Raw genomic sequence first — 20,220 nt, 5'->3', positions numbered from 1 at the left:
TCCGCTCGGCACCCCGCGCCGCTTGTGCGGCGCGGGGTAGCGGGCCCACGGATCGTCTGCGTTCAGCGCCCTTCTACGGGCACAGGCGCTCCACCCGCCAGTCCTCGCCCGTGCGCACGTACCGCAGCCGGTCGTGCAGCCGGTTCTCGCGCCCCTGCCAGAACTCCACCGTCTCCGCGGTCACCCGGAAGCCGCCCCAGTGCGGCGGTACGGGCACGTGCTCGCCCTGGGGGTAGCGGGCCGTCATCTTCTCGTACGCCGCGTCGAGCTCGGCCCGGCCGGCCGCCGGCGTCGACTGCTCGCTCGCCCAGGCGCCGATCTGCGAGCCGTAGGGGCGGGAGCGGAAGTAGGCGGCGGTCTCCTCCCGGTCCACCCGCTCGGCCGTACCGGTGACGACGACCTGCCGGGCGAGGGGGTACCAGGGGAAGAGCAGCGAGACCCGGGGGTTGACGGCGATCTCCCTGGCCTTGCGGGAGCGGTAGTTGGTGTAGAAGACGAAGCCGCGCGGGTCGTAGCCCTTGAGCAGGACGGTCCTGGAGCTGGGCCGTCCGGCGGCGTCCGCGGTGGACAGGACCATGGCGTTGGGCTCGTACAGCGAGCCCGCGGCCGCCTCCCCGAACCAGCGTGCGAACTGTTCGTACGGGCCGGCCGCCAGGTCCGCCTCGGCGAGGCCCTCGAACTGGTAGTGGCGGCGCATGGCGGCGAGGTCGTGCTCGAACGCGTACTTGTCGGAGTGGGCCACGGCCACATCTTGCAGGAGCGGCGGGCCCGAGGAAAAGATCCGGACCCCGGCACGAGTCGGTCCCCGCGGGCGCGAAACCGCTGATCCCTTCCTCTGCCCCGTGGCGACGGCCGGTAATCCCCTCGCCGGTGAAAAGCGCGGTGTGCCGGACATCACCTTCCCCCACCTGTGCGGGACACCCCAAAATCACGGGTGGATGGCTGTGGCACCCGTATCCACCGGCTATCGTGTCCGGCCCCGGAACGGCCTCTGCGGAGGCCGGGTGAAGTACCGGGTGAAGTATTGCCGCACGGGGCATGACCGGGTTGACCGGAACGGACCGCGAGCCGCACATGCTGCCGCGTAACCGCTCCGGCGCCGACCCGGACACACCTGCCCCGAAGCACACCCGCAGCAGCAATCCCTCTGGCCGCCCGGCCGGAACCTTCAGGACCCCGGACCCCGCCCGCGCGGCTGGCAGCCGCTTGTCGAACACATCATGAGGAGCCGCCTGATGTCCGACTTCGTACCCGGACTCGAAGGAGTCGTCGCGTTCGAAACGGAGATCGCCGAACCCGACAAGGAAGGCGGTTCGCTCCGCTACCGAGGCGTCGACATCGAGGACTTGGTGGGCGACGTCTCGTTCGGGAACGTCTGGGGGCTGCTGGTCGACGGCTCGTTCAACCCCGGGCTGCCGCCGGCCGAGCCGTTCCCCATCCCCGTCCATTCCGGTGACATCCGCGTCGACGTGCAGTCCGCGCTGGCGATGCTCGCTCCCGTGTGGGGCCTCAAGCCGCTGCTGGACATCGACGAGGCCACCGCCCGTGACAACCTCGCGCGGGCCGCCGTCATGGCCCTGTCGTACGTCGCCCAGTCGGCCCGTGGCCAGGGACTGCCGATGGTGCCGCAGAGGGAGATCGACAAGGCGGACACCGTCGTCGAGCGCTTCATGAAGCGCTGGCGCGGCGAGCCCGACCCCCGGCACGTCAAGGCCGTGGACGCCTACTGGACCTCGGCCGCCGAGCACGGCATGAACGCCTCCACGTTCACCGCCCGCGTCATCGCCTCCACGGGCGCCGACGTGGCGGCCGCCCTGTCGGGCGCGGTCGGCGCCATGTCCGGCCCGCTGCACGGCGGCGCGCCCTCGCGCGTCCTCGGCATGATCGAGGAGATCGAGCGCACCGGCGACGCCGTCGCCTACGTCAAGGGCGCCCTGGACCGTGGTGAGCGCCTCATGGGCTTCGGCCACCGCGTCTACCGCGCCGAGGACCCGCGCGCCCGCGTGCTGCGCCGCACGGCCGAGGAGCTGGCCGCGCCGCGCTTCGAGGTCGCCCGGGCCCTGGAGAAGGCGGCGCTGGAGGAGCTGCACAACCGCCGCCCGGACCGGGTGCTGGCCACCAACGTCGAGTTCTGGGCGGCCATCGTCCTGGACTTCGCCGAGGTCCCGGCGCACATGTTCACCTCGATGTTCACCTGCGCCCGTACGGCGGGCTGGAGCGCGCACATCCTGGAGCAGAAGCGCACGGGCCGCCTGGTGCGCCCCTCGGCCCGCTACGTCGGCCCGGGCCCGCGCGACCCGCGCGAGGTGGAGGGGTACGCGGACATCGTCGGCTGAGCCGACCAACACGTCAGGGCGTGGCGAAGGGTGGCAAGCGCCCCTCCGCCACGCGCTGATGGCAGGCTTGGCCCATGCGTCCATTCCTCGCCGCCCTCGGAATCGCCGTGCTGGTAGCGCTGCCCGCCGCCCCGCCCGCGGTGGCGGCACCGGCGGCGGAGGGTGATGCGCCCTCCGGCTTCACCATCCAGGACCCGAGGATCAAGGAGTCCAGCGGGCTGGCGGCCAGCCGCACCCATCCGGGCGTCTACTGGACCCACAACGACAGCGGCGACGTCGCGAACATCTTCGCGGTGGACAGCCGTACGGGTCGTACGGTCGCGACGGTGCGGCTCGGCGGCATCGACGCCCGGGACGTCGAGGCCGTCTCGATCGGCCCCGACGGGAACATCTACGTCGGCGACATCGGGGACAACCTCGGCGGCACCTGGCCGGAGGTGTGGATCTACCGCTTCCCCGAGCCGAGGACGCTGCGGGACGCGACCGTCACCCCGACGCGCTTCACCGTCCGCTACGAGGACGGCCCGCGCGACGCCGAGTCGCTGATGGTGCACCCCACGACGGGCCGGGCCTACATCGCCAGCAAGAAGCGCTCGGGCAAGGGCGCCCTGTACGAGGGGCCGGAGCGGCTGTCGGCGTCCGGCGTGAACACCTTCCGGCGCGTCGCCGACATCAACGTCTGGGCCACGGACGGGGCGTTCTCCCCGGACGGCTCCCGGCTGGTCGTCCGGGGCTACTTCGAGGCCCGCGCGTACCGCTGGCGGGACGGGCGGCCCAAGGAGATCGGCCGGCCCACGGTCCCGCTGCAGCGGCAGGGCGAGTCCGTCACGTTCACCCCCGACGGCCGGACCCTGATGTACGGGACGGAGGGCGCCTCCAGCCGCGTCACCCCGGTCGGGCTCGACGGCGATCTGCTGCCCGACAGCACGGGCAAGCCCGGCGACTCCGGCAAGGGCGGGGACGCGCCGGACGACGAGGCCGCCACCACGGGCGACGACCGGGACCGCAATCTCGCCATAGGAGCGGGGACCGTCGTGGTCGCGGCCCTGCTGATCATCGTCCTGCGCAAGCTGTTCCGCGGGCGGGCGGACGGTACGTAAATCGCTTGGTCGCGGCGGCCGTTGATCCGTAGGCTCAAAGCCCGTCCCACAACGGGACATCGGGTGAAAGAGGTGGATCAATCATGAAATCTTGCAGACGCTTAGCGGCATCGGCGACGCTCGTCGCCACCCTGCTCGTGGGTGCCGGCGCGCTCACCGCCGGCACCGCGTCGGCCGACGAGGTCCCGGTCGAGGGCCTCTCGTGCGGCTTCGCGCACAAGCCGCCGACGGTCCGGCTGGGCAGCGAGGGCCCGGCGGTCAAGGAGGCCCAGTGCCTGCTGGGCTTCTGGGGCCACCTGGAGGTCCGGCACGACCCGTCGGGTGAGTTCGACGAGGAGACCGAGGCCGCGGTCAGGGAGTTCCAGGCCGACCGCGGGCTGACCGCCACCGGGGTCGTCGGCCCGGAGACCTGGGACGAGCTGCGGCGCGGCCCCCGGCCCCGCTAGGGCCGGCGGGCCGCGGGCGGGTCAGGCCAGCCGCTCGATCACATGATCGACGCACGCCGTCAGGGCCTCGACGTCGGCCGGGTCGATCGCCGGGAACATCGCGACCCGCAGCTGGTTGCGGCCCAGCTTGCGGTAGGGCTCGGTGTCCACGATGCCGTTGGCGCGCAGGACCTTGGCGACGGCCGCCGCGTCCACGTCGTCGGAGAAGTCGATCGTGCCGATGACGGCCGAACGCTGGGCCGGGTCGGCCACGAACGGCGTCGCGTACTTGGACGCCTCCGCCCAGCCGTACAGCGCCCGCGCGGACGTCGCGGTGCGGCGCACCGCCCAGTCCAGGCCGCCCTGGCCGTTGAGCCACTCCACCTGCTGCTGAAGCAGGAACAGGGTGGCGAGAGCGGGGGTGTTGTAGGTCTGGTTCTTCAGGGAGTTGTCGATGGCCGTCGGCAGCGAGAAGAACTCGGGGATGTGCCGGCCCGAGGCGTGGATCCGGGCGGCGCGCTCCAGGGCGGCCGGGGAGAACGCGGCCAGCCACAGCCCGCCGTCGGCGGCGAAGGACTTCTGCGGGGCGAAGTAGTAGACGTCCGTCTCGGCGATGTCCACGGGCAGGCCGCCCGCGCCGGACGTGGCGTCCACCAGGACCAGCGCGCCCTCGTCCGCGCCCGCGACGCGCCGGATGGGCGCGGCGACGCCGGTGGAGGTCTCGTTGTGGGTGAAGGCGTAGACGTCGACGCCCGCCTCGGCGCGCGGCTCGGGGTGGGTGCCGGGCGCGGAGGAGATGACCGTCGGCTCCCGCAGCCACGGCGCCTTCTGCGCCGCCTTGGCGAACTTCGAGGAGAACTCGCCGAAGCTCAGGTGCTCCGACTTCGACTCGATCAGACCGTGCGTGGCGATGTCCCAGAACGCGGTCGACCCGCCGTTGCCGAGGACGATCTCGTAGCCCTCGGGCAGGGAGAACAGCTCACGCAGGCCGTCGCGCACCCTGCCGACCAGGTCCTTGACCGGGGCCTGGCGGTGGGACGTGCCGAGCAGGGAGGTTCCGGTGGCCGCCAGGGCGGCGAGCGCCTCCGTACGCACCTTGGACGGGCCCGCGCCGAAGCGACCGTCGGCGGGCTTGATGTCAGCGGGAATCTGGATATCAGCCACGTCCGCAGCCTAATCGCCGCTCCGCGCGTCATGGCCGTACGTCCACTCGATGAGACGGAAACGACAGGATGGATGTGCCAACTGTGCCGGTATCCGGCGGTTCTGTGGGCAGGCTGGGCCCATGGGTGATCACATCGGCCGCGAGGACGCGGCAGCCGCCCGGCCGGCGCCCCCGGCCCTGGCGGCGCGACTACGGGCCCACGTGCGCGGCGACGTCGACTTCACGGCCTCCGCCCGCGCCCTGGTGACCATGGACGCCTCCAACTACCGGCGCGTCCCGGCCGGGGTCGTCGCCCCGCGCGACGCCGACGACGTCGCCGCCGCCCTGGCGGTGTGCAGCGAGCACGGCGTGCCGGTGGTGCCGCGCGGCGGCGGCACCTCGATCGCGGGCCAGGCCACGGGCGAGGGCGTGGTCCTGGACTTCACCCGGTACATGAACGCGGTCCTGGCCGTGGACGCCGACACCCGCACCGCCGTCGTCCAGCCGGGAGCGGTCCTGGACGACCTGCGGGCGGCGGCGGGCGCGTACGGGCTGACGTTCGGCCCCGATCCCTCGACGCACGGCCGGTGCACGCTCGGCGGGATGATCGGCAACAACGCGTGCGGCGCCCACTCGGTGGCCTGGGGCACGACGGCCGACAACGTCCACGCGCTGGACGTCCTGACGTACGAGGGCGAACAGGCCCGGCTGGGGCAGGGCTACGACGGGCTCCCCGAACTGCTCGCGGACGGCGTACGGGCCCTCGTCCACGACCACCTCGCCCTGCTGCGCACCGGGTTCCCCGCCCTGCCCCGGCGCATCTCCGGCTACGCCCTCGACGCGCTCCTGCCCGAGCGGCGCACCGACCTCGCGCGGGCCTTCACCGGCAGCGAGGGCACGCTGGGGGTGCTGACGCGGGCGACGGTCCGCCTCGTCGAGCCGCCCGCGGCGCGGGTGCTGGCGGTGCTGGGGTACCCGGACGAGAGCACGGCGGCCGAGGCGGCGCTTCCGCTGCTGCCGCTGGGGCCGTTGACGGTGGAGGGCATGGCCGCCGACCTGGTGGGCGAGGGCGTCGGCGCGCTGCCCGCGGGGGCCGCCTGGCTGTTCGTCGAGACGGGCGGCGCCACGCAGGGCGAGGCCCGGTCGCGGGCCCGGGAGCTGTGCCGCGCGGCGGCCGCCGACGGGGCCGTCACGGGCTCCGCCGTCGTCGCCGACCCCCTCGCCCAGCGCGCGCTGTGGCGGGTGCGCGAGGACGCCGCCGGCACCGCGACCCGGCTGCCCGGCGGCGGGGAAGCCTGGCCCGGCTGGGAGGACTGTGCGGTTCCGCCGGAGCGGCTGGGGCCGTACCTGCGCGAGTTCCGGGCCCTGCTGCGACGCTACGGGCTGCGCGGCGCCCCCTTCGGGCACTTCGGCGAGGGCTGTGTGCACGTACGGCTCGACGTCGACCTGCTGAGCGCCGAAGGGGTGCGCCGGTACCGGGAGTTCTCCGGGGACATGGCGGAGCTGGTGGTCGCGCACGGCGGCTCGCTGTCGGGCGAGCACGGCGACGGCCAGGCGCGCGCCGAACTGCTGCCCCGCATGTACGGCGCCGAGGTGGTGCGGCTCTTCGAGCGCTTCAAGGACCTCTGGGACCCGGCGGGCGGCCTCAATCCGGGCATGCTCGTGCGCCCGTACCGGCTCGACGAGAACCTGCGGTTCGACGTGCTGCCCCGGCGGCCCGTCGACGTGGAGTTCGGCTATCCGGGTGACGGCGGCGACTTCACGGCGGCGATCCGCCGATGCGTGGGCGTCGCCAAGTGCCGTGAGACACGGCCCGATCCGGCGGGCGGCGTCATGTGCCCCTCCTACCGCGTCACGCGCGACGAGCGGCACTCCACGCGGGGCCGGGCCCGGCTGCTGCACGAGATGCTGGCCGGGGAGGTGGTGACGGACGGCTGGCGCTCCCCGGAGGTGCGCGAGGCCCTCGACCTGTGCCTGGCCTGCAAGGGCTGCCGCAGCGACTGCCCGGTGGGGGTGGACATGGCCACGTACAAGGCGGAGTTCCTCCACCACCACTACCAGGGCCGGATGCGGCCCGCCGCGCACTACACGATGGGGTGGCTGCCGCTGTGGCTGCGCCTGGCGGAGCCGGCCGCGCCGCTGCTGGGCCGGGTGGCCCCGCGCGGCCCGTCGGCCGCTGCCGTGAAGCGGCTGGCGGGCATCGCACCCGAGCGGGATCTCCCGCGGCTCGCACCGGAGCCGTTCACCCGGTGGTGGCGCCGGCGTACGGCCGCCCGTACAGCCGCGGCGGCGCCCCTGCCCGGAGCGGGGCGGGCCGGAGCGGGGCAGGCCCGAGCGGGGCGGGCCGGTGCGGACCGGGCCGGAGCGGACCAGGCCGGACCGGGGCAGGCCGGAGCGGACCCGGCCGGAGCGGGGCGGGCCGGAGCGGGGGCCTCCGGTACGGCCGTGGTGGTGTTCCCCGACACGTTCACCAACTACTTCACGCCCTCTGCCGGCCGCGCCGCGGTCGCCGTGCTGGAGGACGCCGGCCTGCGCGTGGTCGTACCGCCCCGGCCGGTCTGCTGCGGTCTGACCTGGATCTCCACCGGCCAGCTGACGCGCGCCCGGGCCGTCGCACGTCGCACCCTCGACGTCCTGGAGCCCGCCCTCGCGGCCGGCCTGCCCGTCGTCGGCCTCGAGCCCAGCTGCACCGCGGCCCTGCGCGCCGACCTGCCCGAGCTGCTGCCCCACGACCCGCGCGCCCGGCGCCTCGCCTCCTCCGTCCGCACCTTCGCCCAGGTGCTGGAGGACCGCGCCCCGCACTGGAGCCCACCGCGCGTGGACCGGCCCGTCGCCGGCCAGACCCACTGCCACCAGCACGCCGTCCTGGGTGACGCCGCCGAGCACCGGCTCCGCGAACGTGCCGGGCTCACCGGCGCGTTGAGCGGCGGCTGCTGCGGCCTGGCGGGCAACTTCGGCTTCGAGCCCGGCCATTACGAGGTGTCCGTGGCCTGCGCGGAGGAGCAGCTGCTGCCGGCGCTGAGCGCGGCACCTGAGGGCGCCGAAGTGCTCGCGGACGGCTTCTCCTGCCGCACCCAGATCACCCAACTCACGGGAAAACAGGGCCGGCACGTCGCGGAAGTCCTCGCCAGCGCACTGGCACCGCCGGGCGGCCGGAATCGCGGCCGGAATTAATGCAAGCACGCTTGCTTGTTTTGCCCGCCGGTGCCACCCTCCGGTGCCATGCCCGCGCCCCTGCCCGCGCCGCCCGTTCTCCGCATCGGCAACGCCTCCGGCTTCTACGGCGACCGGTTCGACGCCCTGCGCGAGATGCTCACCGGCGGCCCCCTGGACGTCCTGACCGGTGACTACCTCGCCGAACTGACCATGCTGATCCTCGGCCGTGACCGCCTCAAGGACCCCGGCCGCGGCTACGCCCGCACATTCCTGAGCCAGTTGGAGGAGGGGCTGGGCCTGGCCGCCGACCGCGGGGTCAGGCTCGTGACCAACGCCGGCGGGCTCAACCCCGCCGGCCTCGCCGAGCGCGTCGCCGGCCTCGCCGACCGCCTCGGCGTGCCCGCGCGCGTCGCCCACGTCACCGGTGACGACCTCCTCGGCGAGGACCGGTGGGGCCAGGGCGTGCTCACCGCCAACGCCTACCTCGGCGGCGCGGGCATCGCCGAATGCCTGCGCGCGGGCGCGACCGTCGTCGTGACCGGCCGGGTCACCGACGCCGCGCTCGTCACCGGGCCCGCCGCCGCGCACTTCGGGTGGACCGCCGAGGACCTCGACCCGCTCGCCGGCGCGGTCGTCGCCGGGCACGTCCTGGAGTGCGGGGCGCAGGCCACGGGCGGCAACTACGCGTTCTTCGGCGAACACGACGTGCGCCGGCCCGGCTTCCCGCTCGCCGAGATCCACGCCGACGGCTCGGCTGTCGTCACCAAGCACCCCGGCACGGGCGGCGCCGTCACCGTCTCGACGGTCACGGCACAGCTGCTGTACGAGACGGCCGGCGCCCGCTACATGGGACCGGACACCACGGCCCGGCTGGACACCGTGCGGCTGGCGGCCGACGGCCCGGACCGGGTGCGGATCAGCGGGGTGCGCGGCGAGCCCCCGCCGCCCACGCTCAAGGTGGGCCTCACCCGGCTGGGCGGGCACCGCACCGAGGTCGCCTTCGTCCTGACCGGCCTCGACATCGACGCCAAGGCCCGCCTCGTGCGCGCCCAGCTCGACGGCGTCCTCGCCGCCCGCCGCCCCGCCGAGGCCCGCTGGAGCCTGGCCCGCACCGACCGGGCCGACGCGCCCGTACAGGAGGAGGCCGGCGCCCTGCTGCGGCTGGTCGTGCGCGACCACGACCCGGAGGTGGGCCGGGCCGTGGGCGCCGCCTGCGTCGAGCTGGCGCTGGCCAGCTACCCCGGCTTCCACGTGGCGACGCCCCCGGCGAAGCCGACGCCCTACGGCGTGTTCGAGGCCGCGTACGTGGACGCCGGCACGGTGCGGCACGTGGCCGTGCTGCCGGACGGCACCCGGGTGCCGGTGCTGCCGGCGGCCGTACGGGCCGGGGAGCCGGCCGCGGTGGGGGAGCCGCTCGCGGTCGAGGACCCCGTTCTGCCGCCGCCGTTGCCCGCCGGGCCCACGCGGCGGGCCCCCCTCGGGCTCGTCGCGGGCGCCCGCAGCGGCGACAAGGGCGGCAGCGCGAACGTCGGCGTATGGGTGCGCGGGGACGACGCGTGGCGGTGGCTGGCACACGCACTGACCGTCGAGCGGTTCCGCGAACTCCTGCCGGAGACCGCCGGTTTCGCCGTCACCCGGCACGTCCTGCCCAACCTGCGGGCCCTGAACTTCGTGGTCGACGGCATCCTCGGCGAAGGCGTCGCCTCCCAGGCACGCTTCGACCCGCAGGCCAAGGCCATGGGCGAGTGGCTGCGCGCCCGGCATCTGGAGATACCGGAGGTCCTGCTGTGACCGTGCTGCCGTCCGCGCTCGACACCGCCGGCCCCGGGTACGCGGCCAACCGGGCCGCCATGCTGGCCAAGCTCGCCGACCTCGGGACCGAGCACGCCAAGGCGGTGGCGGGCGGCGGCGAGAAGTACACCGCCCGGCACCGGGCGCGGGGCCGCATGACGGCCCGGGAACGCGTCGAGTCGCTGCTCGACCCCGACACCCCCTTCCTCGAACTGTCGCCGCTGGCCGCCTGGGGCAGTGAGTACACCGTCGGCGCCTCCCTCGTCACCGGCATCGGCGTCGTCGAGGGCGTCGAATGCGTCATCACCGCCAACGACCCGACCGTGCGCGGCGGCGCCAGCAATCCGTGGACGTTGAAGAAGGCCCTGCGCGCCAACGAGATCGCCCGCGCCAACCGGCTGCCGGTGATCTCGCTCGTCGAGTCGGGGGGAGCCGACCTGCCGAGCCAGAAGGAGATCTTCATCCCCGGCGGCGGGCTCTTCCGCGACCTGACCCGGCTCTCGGCGGCGGGCATCCCCACCGTGGCCGTCGTCTTCGGCAATTCCACGGCCGGAGGCGCGTACGTCCCCGGCATGTCCGACCACGTCATCATGGTCAAGGAGCGGGCGAAGGTCTTCCTCGGCGGCCCGCCGCTGGTGAAGGTGGCCACCGGCGAGGAGAGCGACGACGAGTCGCTCGGCGGCGCCGGGATGCACGCGCGCGTCTCCGGCCTCGCGGACCACTTCGCCGTCGACGAACTCGACGCGCTGCGCCTGGCCCGGCGCGTGGTCGCCCGCCTCAACTGGCGCAAGGCCCAACCCGATCCGGGCCCCGCCGAGCGAGCCGAGCCGCCCCTGTACGACGAGGACGAACTCCTCGGCATCGTCCCCGGCGATCTGAAGGAACCCTTCGACCCCCGCGAGGTCATCGCCCGGATCGTGGACGGATCCGACTTCGACGAGTTCAAGCCCTGTTACGGCGCGAGCCTTGTGACCGGGTGGGCGAGGCTCCACGGCTATCCCGTGGGCGTGCTCGCCAACGCGCAGGGCGTCCTCTTCAGCGAGGAATCGCAAAAAGCCGCGCAGTTCATCCAGTTGGCCAACCAGCGCGACATCCCGCTGGTCTTCCTGCACAACACCACCGGGTACATGGTCGGCCGGGCCTACGAGCAGGGCGGCATCATCAAGCACGGCGCCATGATGATCAACGCCGTGTCGAATTCGAAGGTGCCGCATCTGTCGGTGCTCATGGGCGCCTCCTACGGCGCCGGGCACTACGGCATGTGCGGACGGGCCTTCGACCCGCGCTTCCTCTTCGCCTGGCCCAGCGCCAAGTCCGCCGTCATGGGCCCGCAGCAGCTCGCCGGGGTCCTGTCCATCGTCGCCCGCGCGTCGGCGGCGGCGAAGGGGCAGCCGTACGACGAGGAGGCCGACGCCGCGCTGCGCGCCGCGGTGGAGCGGCAGATCGAGTCGGAGTCCCTGCCGGTGTTCCTCTCCGGGCGGCTGTACGACGACGGGGTCATCGACCCCCGGGACACGCGGACGGTGCTGGGGCTGTGCCTCTCCGCGGTGCACAACGCGCCCGTGCAGGGGGCTCGGGGTGGTTTCGGTGTCTTTCGGATGTGAGGGTTCCGTGTTCTCTTCTGCGAAGGAGACCGCCATCTCCTCGGTGCTCGTCGCCAACCGGGGCGAGATCGCCTGCCGCGTCTTTCGTACCTGCCGGGAGCTGGGCGTCACGACGGTGGCGGTGTACTCCGACCCCGACGCCGGAGCCCGGCACGTCCGGGAGGCGGACGCGGCGGTGCGGCTGCCGGGGGGCGCGGCCGCGGACACGTACTTGCGGGGCGACCTGCTGATCGCCGCCGCGCGGGCGGCAGGAGCCGACGCCGTGCATCCGGGGTACGGGTTCCTGTCCGAGAACGCCGGCTTCGCGCGGGCGGTGCGGGAGGCGGGACTGGTGTGGATCGGGCCGCCGCCGGAGGCCATCGAGGCGATGGCCTCCAAGACGCGCGCCAAGCGCGTCATGGCGCGGGCCGGGGTGCCGCTGCTCGCGCCCCTCGACCCGGCGGCCGTCACCGCCGCCGACCTGCCGGTGCTGGTCAAGGCCGCGGCGGGCGGGGGCGGGCGGGGGATGCGGGTCGTGCGGGAACTGGCCGGTCTGGACGAGGCGTTGGCTTCGGCGCGGGCTGAGGCTGTGGGTGCTTTTGGGGACGGTGACGTCTTTGTGGAGCCGTACCTCCAGGGGGCGCGCCACGTGGAGGTGCAGCTCCTCGCGGACGCGCACGGCACGGTGTGGACGCTGGGCACCCGGGACTGTTCCCTGCAGCGACGGCACCAGAAGGTGATCGAGGAGGCCCCGGCTCCGGGGCTGCCCGAGCAGGTGGTGCTCGGGCTCTGTGACGCCGCCACTTCGGCTGCCCGTGCGATCGGTTACCTGGGAGCGGGAACAGCAGAGTTTCTTGTCGTCGACGGGCGGTCCTACTTCCTGGAGATGAACACGCGTCTTCAGGTCGAGCACCCGGTGACCGAGGCCGTGTACGGCGTCGACCTGGTGGCGCTGCAGCTGCGCGTCGCGGAGGGCGCGGCACTGGGCTCGCCCCCGCCGGCCTCGGGGCACGCGGTGGAGGCCCGCCTGTACGCCGAGGACCCGGCCCGCGACTGGCTGCCGCAGACGGGCGTGGTGCACCGGCTGGCCGTGGGGGCCGAGGCGTCGTGGGGCCGGCGCCGGGACCTCCGGGGTGGGGGTCCGGGACCGTATATTTACGGGCCCGGAACCCGGCGTCCTTCGCCCACCCCCTCCTTGGGCCCGCAAATACACGACAGCGTCCCGGACCCCCACCCCTCCGGCCCCGTCGCCTCCCGTCCGTACGATCGTGCCGGTCTGCGCGTCGACTCCGGTTTCTCTGACGGTGACCTCGTCGGCGTTCACTACGATCCTCTGCTCGCCAAAGTCGTCGTCTGGGCGCCCACTCGTCTTGAGGCTGTTCGTCAGCTTGCCTTTGTTCTGGAGCGCGCTCGCATCCATGGGCCTGTCACCAATCGGGATCTGTTGGTTCGTTCCCTGCGCCACCCCGAGTTCGCCCGGGGCGCGCCCGACACCGGCTTCTACTCGCGCCACCTGGCCGCGCTGACCGTGCCCGCCGAGGGCGCCCCGTTGGCGGCCCTCGCCGCCGCCGTCGCCGACGCGCAGGGTCGTCATCGGTTCGGTGGCTGGCGCAATGTTTTCTCCATGCCGCAGATCAAGAGTTATCGCTGCGCTGCCGGGGGGCTTCATACCGTCCGCTACCGCCTCGGCCGTGACGGGCTGGAGGCCGAGGGGTTTCCTGGCGTCCGGCTGTTGCACGCCGGCCGGGATCAGGTGGTGCTGGAGGTGGACGGTGTTCGTCGTGCCGTCGAAGTGGCCTCATATGGGGGTGATGTCGTGTACGTCGACACCCCGCACGCCGGCTCGTACGCCCTCACCCCTCTTTCCCGTTTTCCCGACCCCGCCGGGCCCGCCGACCCCGGCTCTCTCCTCGCCCCCATGCCCGGCACCGTCGTGCGGGTGGCCGACGGGGTCGCCGTGGGGGCTTCCGTACGGGCCGGGCAGGCGTTGTTGTGGCTGGAGGCCATGAAGATGGAGCACCGGGTCGTGGCGCCGGCCTCGGGAACCCTCTCCGCGCTGCACGCCGTGCCCGGCGCCCAGGTCTTGGTTGGGGAATTGCTCGCCGTCATCGTCGAGTTCGAGGAGACAGTCTCGTGATCCCTCTGGTCGAGTCCGACGAACAGCGTGCCCTGCGCGCGGCCGTCGCCGCCCTCGCGGGGCGCTACGGGCGTGCGTACTTCGCCGACGCCGTTCGCAAGGGGGAACATGCCGACGAGTTGTGGGCCGAGGCCGGCGCGCTCGGTTACCTCGGCGTGAACCTTCCCCAGGAGTACGGTGGCGGGGGCGGCGGGATCACCGAACTGGCCATCGTCCTGGAGGAGCTGGGCGCGGCCGGCTGTCCGCTGCTGCTCATGGTCGTCTCGCCCGCCATCTGCGGCACCGTCATCGCCCGCTTCGGCACGGAGGCGCAGAAGCGCGCCTGGCTGCCCGGTCTGGCCGCCGGCACGCGACGGATGGCGTTCGGCATCACCGAGCCCGACGCCGGCTCCAACTCCCACCGCCTGGCCACGACGGCCCGTCGCGACGGCGACGACTGGATCCTCACCGGCCGCAAGGTCTTCATCTCCGGCGTGGACGTCGCCGACGCGACGCTGATCGTCGGCCGCACCGAGGACGCCCGCAGTGGGAAGCTCAAGCCCTGTCTCTTCGTCGTCGGCCGGGACACGCCCGGTTTCACGCGCCGCCTCATCCCCATGGACGTCGCGTCCCCCGAGAAGCAGTTCGAGCTCGTCCTCGACGAGGTGCGGCTGCCGGCGGACGCGCTGGTGGGCGACGAGGACGCCGGGCTGCTGCAGTTGTTCGCCGGGCTCAACCCGGAGCGCGTCATGACGGCGGCGTTCGCGATCGGGATGGGCCGGTACGCGATCGCGCGGGCCGTCGACTACGCCCGTACCCGCCAGGTGTGGGACGAGCCGATCGGCGCGCACCAGGCCATCGCCCATCCGCTCGCGCGGTCGCACATCGAGATCGAGCTGGCGCGGCTCATGACGTACGAGGCCGCGCGCCTCTACGACGCCGGTGACGACGCGGGCGCCGGCGAGGCCGCCAACATGGCGAAGTACGCCGCCGCCGAGGCCGCGGTCCACGCCGTCGACCGGGCGGTCCACACGCTCGGCGGCAACGGGCTGAGCACGGAGTACGGGCTGGCCTCGCTGATCACCGCGGCACGGGTGACGAGGGTGGCGCCGGTGAGCCGGGAGATGATCCTCAACTACGTTTCGCATCAGACGCTGGGCCTGCCCAAGTCCTACTGACCGAAGGAGGTTGGCCATGCTGGTCCGCAGCTCGCACGAGCACGGCGTCACCACGTTGACCCTGGACTCGCCGGATAATCGCAACGCCCTCTCGTCCCGTCTCGTGGGCGAGTTGCTGGAGGGCCTGGAGAGGGCCGGCGACGACGCCGGCACCCGTGTTGTGGTTCTCACCCACTCCGGCACCACCTTCTGCGCGGGCGCGGACCTGAGCGAGCCGGCGCCCACGGGACCGCTGGAGCTGGCGCGGCTGCTGCGGACGATCGTGGAGCTGCCCACCGTGGTGGTCGCGCGCGTGGACGGCCATGTACGGGCGGGGGGCCTGGGGCTGTTGGGCGCGTGCGACATCGCGGTGGCGAGCGGGGCTTCGACGTTCGCCTTCACGGAGGCGCGGCTGGGGCTGGCCCCGGCCGTCATCTCCCTGCCGCTGCTGCCGCGCCTCGACGCCCGGGCGGCTGCGCGCTATTACCTCACGGGGGAACGCTTCGGCCCGCAGGAGGCGGCGCGGATCGGCCTCATCACGCTGGCGGCCGGCGGGGCGGGCCCGGACGAGGCGCTGCGGCCGATGCTCGAGGGCCTGCGCCGCGGTTCCCCGCAGGGGCTCGCCGCGTCGAAGCGGCTGGTCACGGCGGAGGTGCTGCGTGCTTTCGACCGGGATACGGAGGAGCTGGTCGAGCGGTCGGGGCAGCTGTTCGCGTCGGCGGAGGCGCGGGAAGGCATGGCGGCGTTCCTGGCGAAGAGGGACCCGTCGTGGGTGCGCTGACCGGGCCCAAGCAGGACCGGAGCCGGGCGACGCGGCAGCGTCTGCTGGAGGCGGCCATCGCGTGCCTGGCGGAGTACGGGTGGGCGGGCTCGACGGTGTCCGTGGTCGCCGAGCGGGCGGGTGTGTCCAGGGGCGCGGCACAGCACCACTTCCCCACCCGCGAGGACCTCTTCACGGCGGCGGTCGAGTACGTGGCGGAGGAGCGGTCGGCCGCGCTGCGGGAGCTGGTGGTGGCGGCGTCGCCCGTGCTGGGGCCGGCGCGCCGGTATGTCGTCGTCACCGAGCTGGTCGAGCTGTACACCGGTCCCCTGTTCCGGGCCGCGCTGCAGGTGTGGGTGGCCGCCTCCCACGACCGTTCGCAGTTGCGCTCGCGCGTGACGGACCTGGAGGCGCGCGTCGGCCGGGAGACCCACCGCATGGCGGTGGAGCTGCTGGGCGCGGACGAGAAGGTGCCCGGCGTGCGGGAGACGGTGCAGGGTCTGCTGGACATGGCGCGCGGGCTGGGGCTGGCGACGCTCCTGACGGACGACCGGGCGCGGCGCCGGCGCGTGGTGGAGCAGTGGGTGCGGATCCTGGACGACGCGCTGGACGACTGACGGACGGGCGCCACCAGCGCGTTTCGAACACCGCCGAACGGCTTGGACATGGCGACCGCCCTGTGGACACTGCTGGCATGCCCACCGCAAGGGCGGTGGGTGCCGGCTCGGGATCCATGAGGGGGAATCTCGAATGGCACTCCGCACATCGGCCGCGATGGTGTTCGCGGCGACGGCACTGGCGGGCTCACTGATCGGCACGTCCGGCACGGCTTCGGCCGCCGGCACCGCGGACTTCGGTGCCCAGGCGAAGAAGGCGGGCCTGAGCGGCGCGCAGGCGAAGGAGCTGCAGAGCAGAGTCGACGACTACCTCGCCCGCGGGGGCGGCAGGCAGGTGGCCGCCAACAAGATAGAGCTGGACGGCGCCAGCCTCACGCTCGCCCTGCCCGGCGAGAAGAAGGCCCGCGACCTGAGCTCCGCGAACGCGAAGTTCGCCGAGTGCCGCTACGAACGGTTCTGCATGTTCCGGGGCCAGAACTTCACCGGTGACCAGCTCGACCTGTACTACTGCAAGGACCACGCCCTCTCCAACTGGCGCGGCTACGGCTCCTGGCTCAACAACCAGACCCCCGGCACCCAGGCCAGGCTCAAGGACCGCAACCGCAATGTCGTCACCACCACGGTGGGGGCGCCCTCGTACAACCCGTCCTACTACTGGGAGCCGATCTGGTACGTCAGGCCGTGCTGACGGCACCACTTGGCTGATCGCCGGGGCCGCGTCGGTGACGCGGCCCCGGTACAGTCCGGCGCGGACCGCACGCGCCCCCAAGGAGATCGAGTGACATCCCTCGTCCGCAACATCAGCTTCGACTGCGCGCCGCCGCACGAGCCGTACGACCTGGCCGTGTTCTGGAGCGGGGTGACCGGCCATCCGGTCGACCCCGAGTACCGGCCGGGTGACGGTGAAGTGGCCCTGACGACGCCCGACGGGCAGCCGGGCCTGCTGTTCCTGCGGGTGCCCGAGGCCAAGACGCTCAAGAACCGGGTGCACCTGGACCTGCAGCCCGACGGGCCGCGGGAGGAGGAGGTGAAGCGGCTGACGGCGCTCGGCGCGACCGTCCTCGACGACCGGCGCAACCCCGACGGCACCGGCTGGGTGGTCTTCGCCGACCCGGCCGGCAACGAGTTCTGCCTCGAGCGCAGCGCGGCGGAACGCGCCGCCACCGGGGGCTGACGCGCGTCAGCGGCCCAGGAACCCCTCGATGGCCGCGGCGAGCGCCCCGGGGGACTCCTCCGGCGGATAGTGCCCCGCGTCCGGCAGCACCTCGAGCTCGGCGTTCGGGTACCACTGCAACCAGGTCGCCCGCATGGCCTCGGCCCCCAGCGCCGGGTCATGCGCGCCGACGACCAGGAGGACCGGGGTCCGGTTGCCCGCCACCCGCTCGTGGAAGTCGGTGCGCGCCCACGAGTCCAGGTACGCGCGGAAGGCGGCGGGCGAGGAGTGGCGCATCGAGCGGCTCACCATGGCGTCCAGCCAGGCGTCGTCGCGCCGCCCGCCGGTGGTGTTGTCGATGATGGCCCTGCGGCTCCCGGGGTCCTTCGCCGCACCGGCGAACAGCTCCCACACCTCCCCTTCGAGCGGGAAGCCCGACGCGGCCACCGGTGAGATGCCGACGACCGAGCGGATCCTCGACGGCGCGTCCAGCAGCATGAGTTGGGCGGCCTTGGCGCCCATGGAGTGGCCGATGACCGAGAACGTCTCCCACCCCAGGCGGTCGGCCACGGCGAGGGCGTCCCCGGCGACCTCCTCCATGGTGAAGTCGCCGTCGGCGTCGATCGCCTCTCCGTACCCCCGGCAGTCCACGAACGCGTAGCTGAACCGCTCCCCGTCCAGATGCTCCCGCATCGGCGCGAAGCTCGTCCGGTCCCCGAACCAGTTGTGCAGCACGACCGCACGCCCGGAGCCGCTGCCCTGTACCTCGTACGGAATGACCTGTCCTGTCACGATGCTCCCCGGTCATGAGGTGGCCGCGGGCGCCGTTGCCCAGGGCCGCGGGCGACAAGTCTGACGACCACCTGAAGACCGGGTCAACGCCCCCTACTCGGGCACCGTGAGGACGACCTTCCCCGTGACCCGGCCGGTGTCGCCGAGCGTGTGGCCCTCGGCGGCCCGGGTGAGCGGGAAGTGGGCCTCTATGACGGCCTTGAGCTTGCCCGCGGTGGCCAGGTCGCGGATCGCCCGCATGCTCGCCTGGTCGGCCTCGACGAGGAGGGGGTAGGCCCGTACTCCGCGGGCCGCGGCCCGCTCGGGGAGGTCCTCGGGGAGTTCCCTGATCGCGATGGAGATCAGCTGACCGCCCGGCTTGAGGACGTCGAGCGAGCGGACGGCCGTGTCGTTGCCGATCGTGTCGAAGACCAGGTCGACGGGGGCGATCCCGGTGAAGTCCCGGGTGCGGTAGTCGATCAGTTCGTCGGCACCGAGCTCGCGCAGGAGCGCGTGCTTGGGGGCGCTGGCCGTGCCGATCACGTACGCGCCCCGCTCCTTGGCGATCTGCACCGCGAGGTGGCCCACGCCGCCCGCCGCGGCATGGATCAGGACGCGCTGGCCCGGCCGCACGTCCCCGGCGTCCACCAGGGTCTGCCAGGCGGTCAGACCGGCCAGGGGAAGCGCGGCCGCCTGGACGTGGTCGATGGCCTCCGGCTTGCGGACCAGCGCACGTGCCGGGGCGACCACGTATTCGGCGAACGAGCCGACGCCGTACGGGTAGGGCAGCATGCCGAACACCTCGTCGCCGGCCTGGTGGATGGTCACGCCCGTCCCCACCTCCTCCACGACACCGGAGACGTCCCAGCCGAGCACGAGCGGCAGGCGGTCCAGGAAGCCGCTGAACCGGCGGTGCTTCCAGTCGGTCGGGTTCATGCCCGCCGCCCGGACGCGGACGAGCACCTCGGACGGGCCGGGGGCCGGGCGGTCGATCTCCACCTCGTGCAGGACGTCCGGGCCGCCGTACGTGTTCTGGCTGATCGCCTTCATCTTGGTCATGCGTTCAGGATCAGCCTGCGCCCACCTGCACCGACAGTGGCCCGACGGCCATGATGTGCAAGCATTGGGCCATGCGTCGTGTAGTGGTCCTGGCCTTGGACGGAGTCATCCCGTTCGAGCTGAGCCTGGCGTCGAAGCTGTTCGGGGTCGCCACCGACTCCGCGGACCGGCCGCTCTACGAGGTGGTCACCTGCTCGGTCGACGGACGGCCCGTCCGGACCTCCGCCGACTTCTCGATCTCGGTGGAACGCGACGCGTCGGCGCTGGCCGGCGCCGACACCGTCGTGATCCCGGCCTCCGAGGGGTTCACCGAGATCGTCGACAGGGACGCGCTCCCGCGCCGCACGGCCGAGGCGCTGGCCCTGATCCGCCCCGAGGCCCGGATCGTGGGCATCTGCATCGCCACGTTCCTCCTGGCGGCGGCCGGCCTGCTGGACGGCCGCACCGCGGCCACGCACTGGCACTACGCCGACCGGTTCCGACGGCTGTACCCCCGGGTGGACCTCGCCGCCGACGTGCTGTTCGTCGACGCCGGCCGCGTGCTGACCTCGGCCGGTGCCGCCTCGGGCATCGACCTGCTCCTGCACCTGATCCGGCTGGACCACGGCAGCGCGGTCGCCAACCAGGTGGCCCGGCGCTGCGTCGTCCCCCCGCAGCGCGAGGGCGGCCAGGCGCAGTACGTGGAACGGCCGGTGCCGCCGAGCACCGGCACCGGGACGTCCGCGACCCGCGCCTGGGCACTCGACCGCCTCCACGAGCCCCTCCAGCTGGCCGACCTGGCGGACCACGCGGGCATGAGCCGCCGCACGTTCACCCGGCGTTTCAGGGCCGAGGTCGGGCTGAGCCCGGGGCAGTGGCTCACGCAGCAGCGCGTCGACATGGCCCGGCACCTGCTGGAGAGCAGCGACCTGCCGGTGGACCGCATCGCCGAACGCGTCGGCTTCGGCACCGGCGCCACGCTCCGGCAGCACCTGCACGCCGCCATCGGCGTCTCCCCGGGGGCCTACCGCCGTACGTTCCGGGCGTCGGCACCGGCCTGACCCCGCGTCCGG

The 20,220-nt window shown here is 73.5% G+C and carries 17 protein-coding genes; 13 read left to right on the top strand and 4 right to left on the bottom strand.

Features of this window, described 5'->3' with window-relative positions:
• Window positions 1-73: 73 nt before the first annotated feature.
• Window positions 74-742, bottom strand: coding sequence for a pyridoxamine 5'-phosphate oxidase (pdxH, locus tag ABZ956_RS18960; protein ID WP_361894486.1), 669 nt, complete (start codon window positions 740-742; stop codon window positions 74-76).
• 493 nt (window positions 743-1,235) lie between these two features.
• On the opposite strand from pdxH, the gene ABZ956_RS18955 reads away from it, so the two are divergent.
• The 3 genes from ABZ956_RS18955 to ABZ956_RS18945 all read left to right on the top strand — a co-directional run bounded on the left by ABZ956_RS18955 (window position 1,236) and on the right by ABZ956_RS18945 (window position 3,882).
• Window positions 1,236-2,336 carry a citrate synthase 2 gene (locus ABZ956_RS18955; protein WP_361894483.1) on the top strand — a complete coding sequence of 367 codons (1,101 nt, stop codon included), beginning with the start codon at window positions 1,236-1,238 and terminating at the stop codon, window positions 2,334-2,336.
• A gap of 74 nt (window positions 2,337-2,410) precedes the next feature.
• Window positions 2,411-3,436, top strand: coding sequence for a hypothetical protein (locus ABZ956_RS18950; protein ID WP_361894480.1), 1,026 nt, complete (start codon window positions 2,411-2,413; stop codon window positions 3,434-3,436).
• A gap of 83 nt (window positions 3,437-3,519) precedes the next feature.
• On the top strand, window positions 3,520-3,882 hold the full coding sequence (locus tag ABZ956_RS18945; protein WP_361894477.1) for a peptidoglycan-binding domain-containing protein: 363 nt from the start codon (window positions 3,520-3,522) through the stop codon (window positions 3,880-3,882).
• Between the two features lie 21 nt (window positions 3,883-3,903).
• On the opposite strand, the gene serC is transcribed toward ABZ956_RS18945, so the two are convergent.
• A complete protein-coding gene (serC, locus tag ABZ956_RS18940; protein ID WP_361894474.1) occupies window positions 3,904-5,025 on the bottom strand; it encodes a phosphoserine transaminase in 1,122 nt (373 codons plus the stop codon).
• 121 nt (window positions 5,026-5,146) lie between these two features.
• Here serC and ABZ956_RS18935 point away from each other — a divergent pair, with 121 nt between their 5' ends.
• The 9 genes from ABZ956_RS18935 to ABZ956_RS18895 all read left to right on the top strand — a co-directional run bounded on the left by ABZ956_RS18935 (window position 5,147) and on the right by ABZ956_RS18895 (window position 17,359).
• Entirely contained in the window at window positions 5,147-8,179 is a 3,033-nt protein-coding gene (locus ABZ956_RS18935) for an FAD-binding and (Fe-S)-binding domain-containing protein (RefSeq protein ID WP_361894471.1), read from the top strand.
• A 48-nt stretch (window positions 8,180-8,227) separates the two neighbouring features.
• Entirely contained in the window at window positions 8,228-9,952 is a 1,725-nt protein-coding gene (locus tag ABZ956_RS18930; protein WP_361894468.1) for an acyclic terpene utilization AtuA family protein, read from the top strand.
• Complete coding sequence (locus tag ABZ956_RS18925) at window positions 9,949-11,556, top strand: carboxyl transferase domain-containing protein (protein ID WP_361894466.1); 1,608 nt, start codon at window positions 9,949-9,951, stop codon at window positions 11,554-11,556. The genes ABZ956_RS18930 and ABZ956_RS18925 overlap by 4 nt, the downstream gene beginning before the upstream one ends.
• Before the next feature lie 7 nt (window positions 11,557-11,563).
• On the top strand, window positions 11,564-13,672 hold the full coding sequence (locus ABZ956_RS18920) for a biotin carboxylase N-terminal domain-containing protein (protein WP_361894464.1): 2,109 nt from the start codon (window positions 11,564-11,566) through the stop codon (window positions 13,670-13,672).
• A complete protein-coding gene (locus tag ABZ956_RS18915) occupies window positions 13,669-14,829 on the top strand; it encodes an acyl-CoA dehydrogenase family protein (RefSeq protein ID WP_361894461.1) in 1,161 nt (386 codons plus the stop codon). The genes ABZ956_RS18920 and ABZ956_RS18915 overlap by 4 nt, the downstream gene beginning before the upstream one ends.
• Window positions 14,830-14,845: 16 nt before the next feature.
• Entirely contained in the window at window positions 14,846-15,589 is a 744-nt protein-coding gene (locus tag ABZ956_RS18910; RefSeq protein WP_361894458.1) for an enoyl-CoA hydratase family protein, read from the top strand.
• Window positions 15,577-16,185 (top strand): TetR/AcrR family transcriptional regulator, encoded by a 609-nt coding sequence (locus tag ABZ956_RS18905; protein WP_361894455.1) that lies wholly within the window; start codon window positions 15,577-15,579, stop codon window positions 16,183-16,185. Before ABZ956_RS18910 ends, ABZ956_RS18905 begins: the two co-directional genes overlap by 13 nt.
• Window positions 16,186-16,318: 133 nt before the next feature.
• Window positions 16,319-16,873, top strand: coding sequence for a hypothetical protein (locus ABZ956_RS18900; protein ID WP_361894452.1), 555 nt, complete (start codon window positions 16,319-16,321; stop codon window positions 16,871-16,873).
• Between the two features lie 90 nt (window positions 16,874-16,963).
• Window positions 16,964-17,359, top strand: a complete 396-nt coding sequence (locus tag ABZ956_RS18895) for a VOC family protein (protein ID WP_361894449.1) — start codon at window positions 16,964-16,966, stop codon at window positions 17,357-17,359.
• A gap of 6 nt (window positions 17,360-17,365) precedes the next feature.
• Here ABZ956_RS18895 and ABZ956_RS18890 read toward each other — a convergent pair whose 3' ends face one another.
• Window positions 17,366-18,130, bottom strand: coding sequence for an alpha/beta hydrolase (locus ABZ956_RS18890; RefSeq protein ID WP_361894446.1), 765 nt, complete (start codon window positions 18,128-18,130; stop codon window positions 17,366-17,368).
• Between the two features lie 93 nt (window positions 18,131-18,223).
• On the bottom strand, window positions 18,224-19,168 hold the full coding sequence (locus ABZ956_RS18885) for an NADP-dependent oxidoreductase (RefSeq protein ID WP_361894443.1): 945 nt from the start codon (window positions 19,166-19,168) through the stop codon (window positions 18,224-18,226).
• A gap of 71 nt (window positions 19,169-19,239) precedes the next feature.
• Here ABZ956_RS18885 and ABZ956_RS18880 point away from each other — a divergent pair, with 71 nt between their 5' ends.
• Window positions 19,240-20,208, top strand: a complete 969-nt coding sequence (locus tag ABZ956_RS18880; RefSeq protein ID WP_361894440.1) for a helix-turn-helix domain-containing protein — start codon at window positions 19,240-19,242, stop codon at window positions 20,206-20,208.
• Window positions 20,209-20,220: the final 12 nt, after the last annotated feature.

Origin of the sequence: Streptomyces sp. NPDC046261 (assembly GCF_040646235.1) — a bacterium.
Classification (GTDB): domain Bacteria; phylum Actinomycetota; class Actinomycetes; order Streptomycetales; family Streptomycetaceae; genus Streptomyces.
Note: the sequence above shows the minus strand (reverse complement) of the source record. Positions and strands in the feature narration are given on the sequence as shown.

Excerpts from the sequence above, each read along its gene's own strand:
- ABZ956_RS18910 (WP_361894458.1), top strand. The coding sequence starts at position 14,846 with ATGCTGGTCCGCAGCTCGCACGAGCACGGCGTCACCACGTTGACCCTG.
- ABZ956_RS18930 (WP_361894468.1), top strand. The coding sequence starts at position 8,228 with ATGCCCGCGCCCCTGCCCGCGCCGCCCGTTCTCCGCATCGGCAACGCC.
- ABZ956_RS18950 (WP_361894480.1), top strand. The coding sequence starts at position 2,411 with ATGCGTCCATTCCTCGCCGCCCTCGGAATCGCCGTGCTGGTAGCGCTG.
- ABZ956_RS18955 (WP_361894483.1), top strand. The coding sequence starts at position 1,236 with ATGTCCGACTTCGTACCCGGACTCGAAGGAGTCGTCGCGTTCGAAACG.
- ABZ956_RS18945 (WP_361894477.1), top strand. The coding sequence starts at position 3,520 with ATGAAATCTTGCAGACGCTTAGCGGCATCGGCGACGCTCGTCGCCACC.
- ABZ956_RS18935 (WP_361894471.1), top strand. The coding sequence starts at position 5,147 with ATGGGTGATCACATCGGCCGCGAGGACGCGGCAGCCGCCCGGCCGGCG.
- ABZ956_RS18880 (WP_361894440.1), top strand. The coding sequence starts at position 19,240 with ATGCGTCGTGTAGTGGTCCTGGCCTTGGACGGAGTCATCCCGTTCGAG.
- ABZ956_RS18885 (WP_361894443.1), bottom strand. The coding sequence starts at position 19,168 with ATGACCAAGATGAAGGCGATCAGCCAGAACACGTACGGCGGCCCGGAC.
- ABZ956_RS18900 (WP_361894452.1), top strand. The coding sequence starts at position 16,319 with ATGGCACTCCGCACATCGGCCGCGATGGTGTTCGCGGCGACGGCACTG.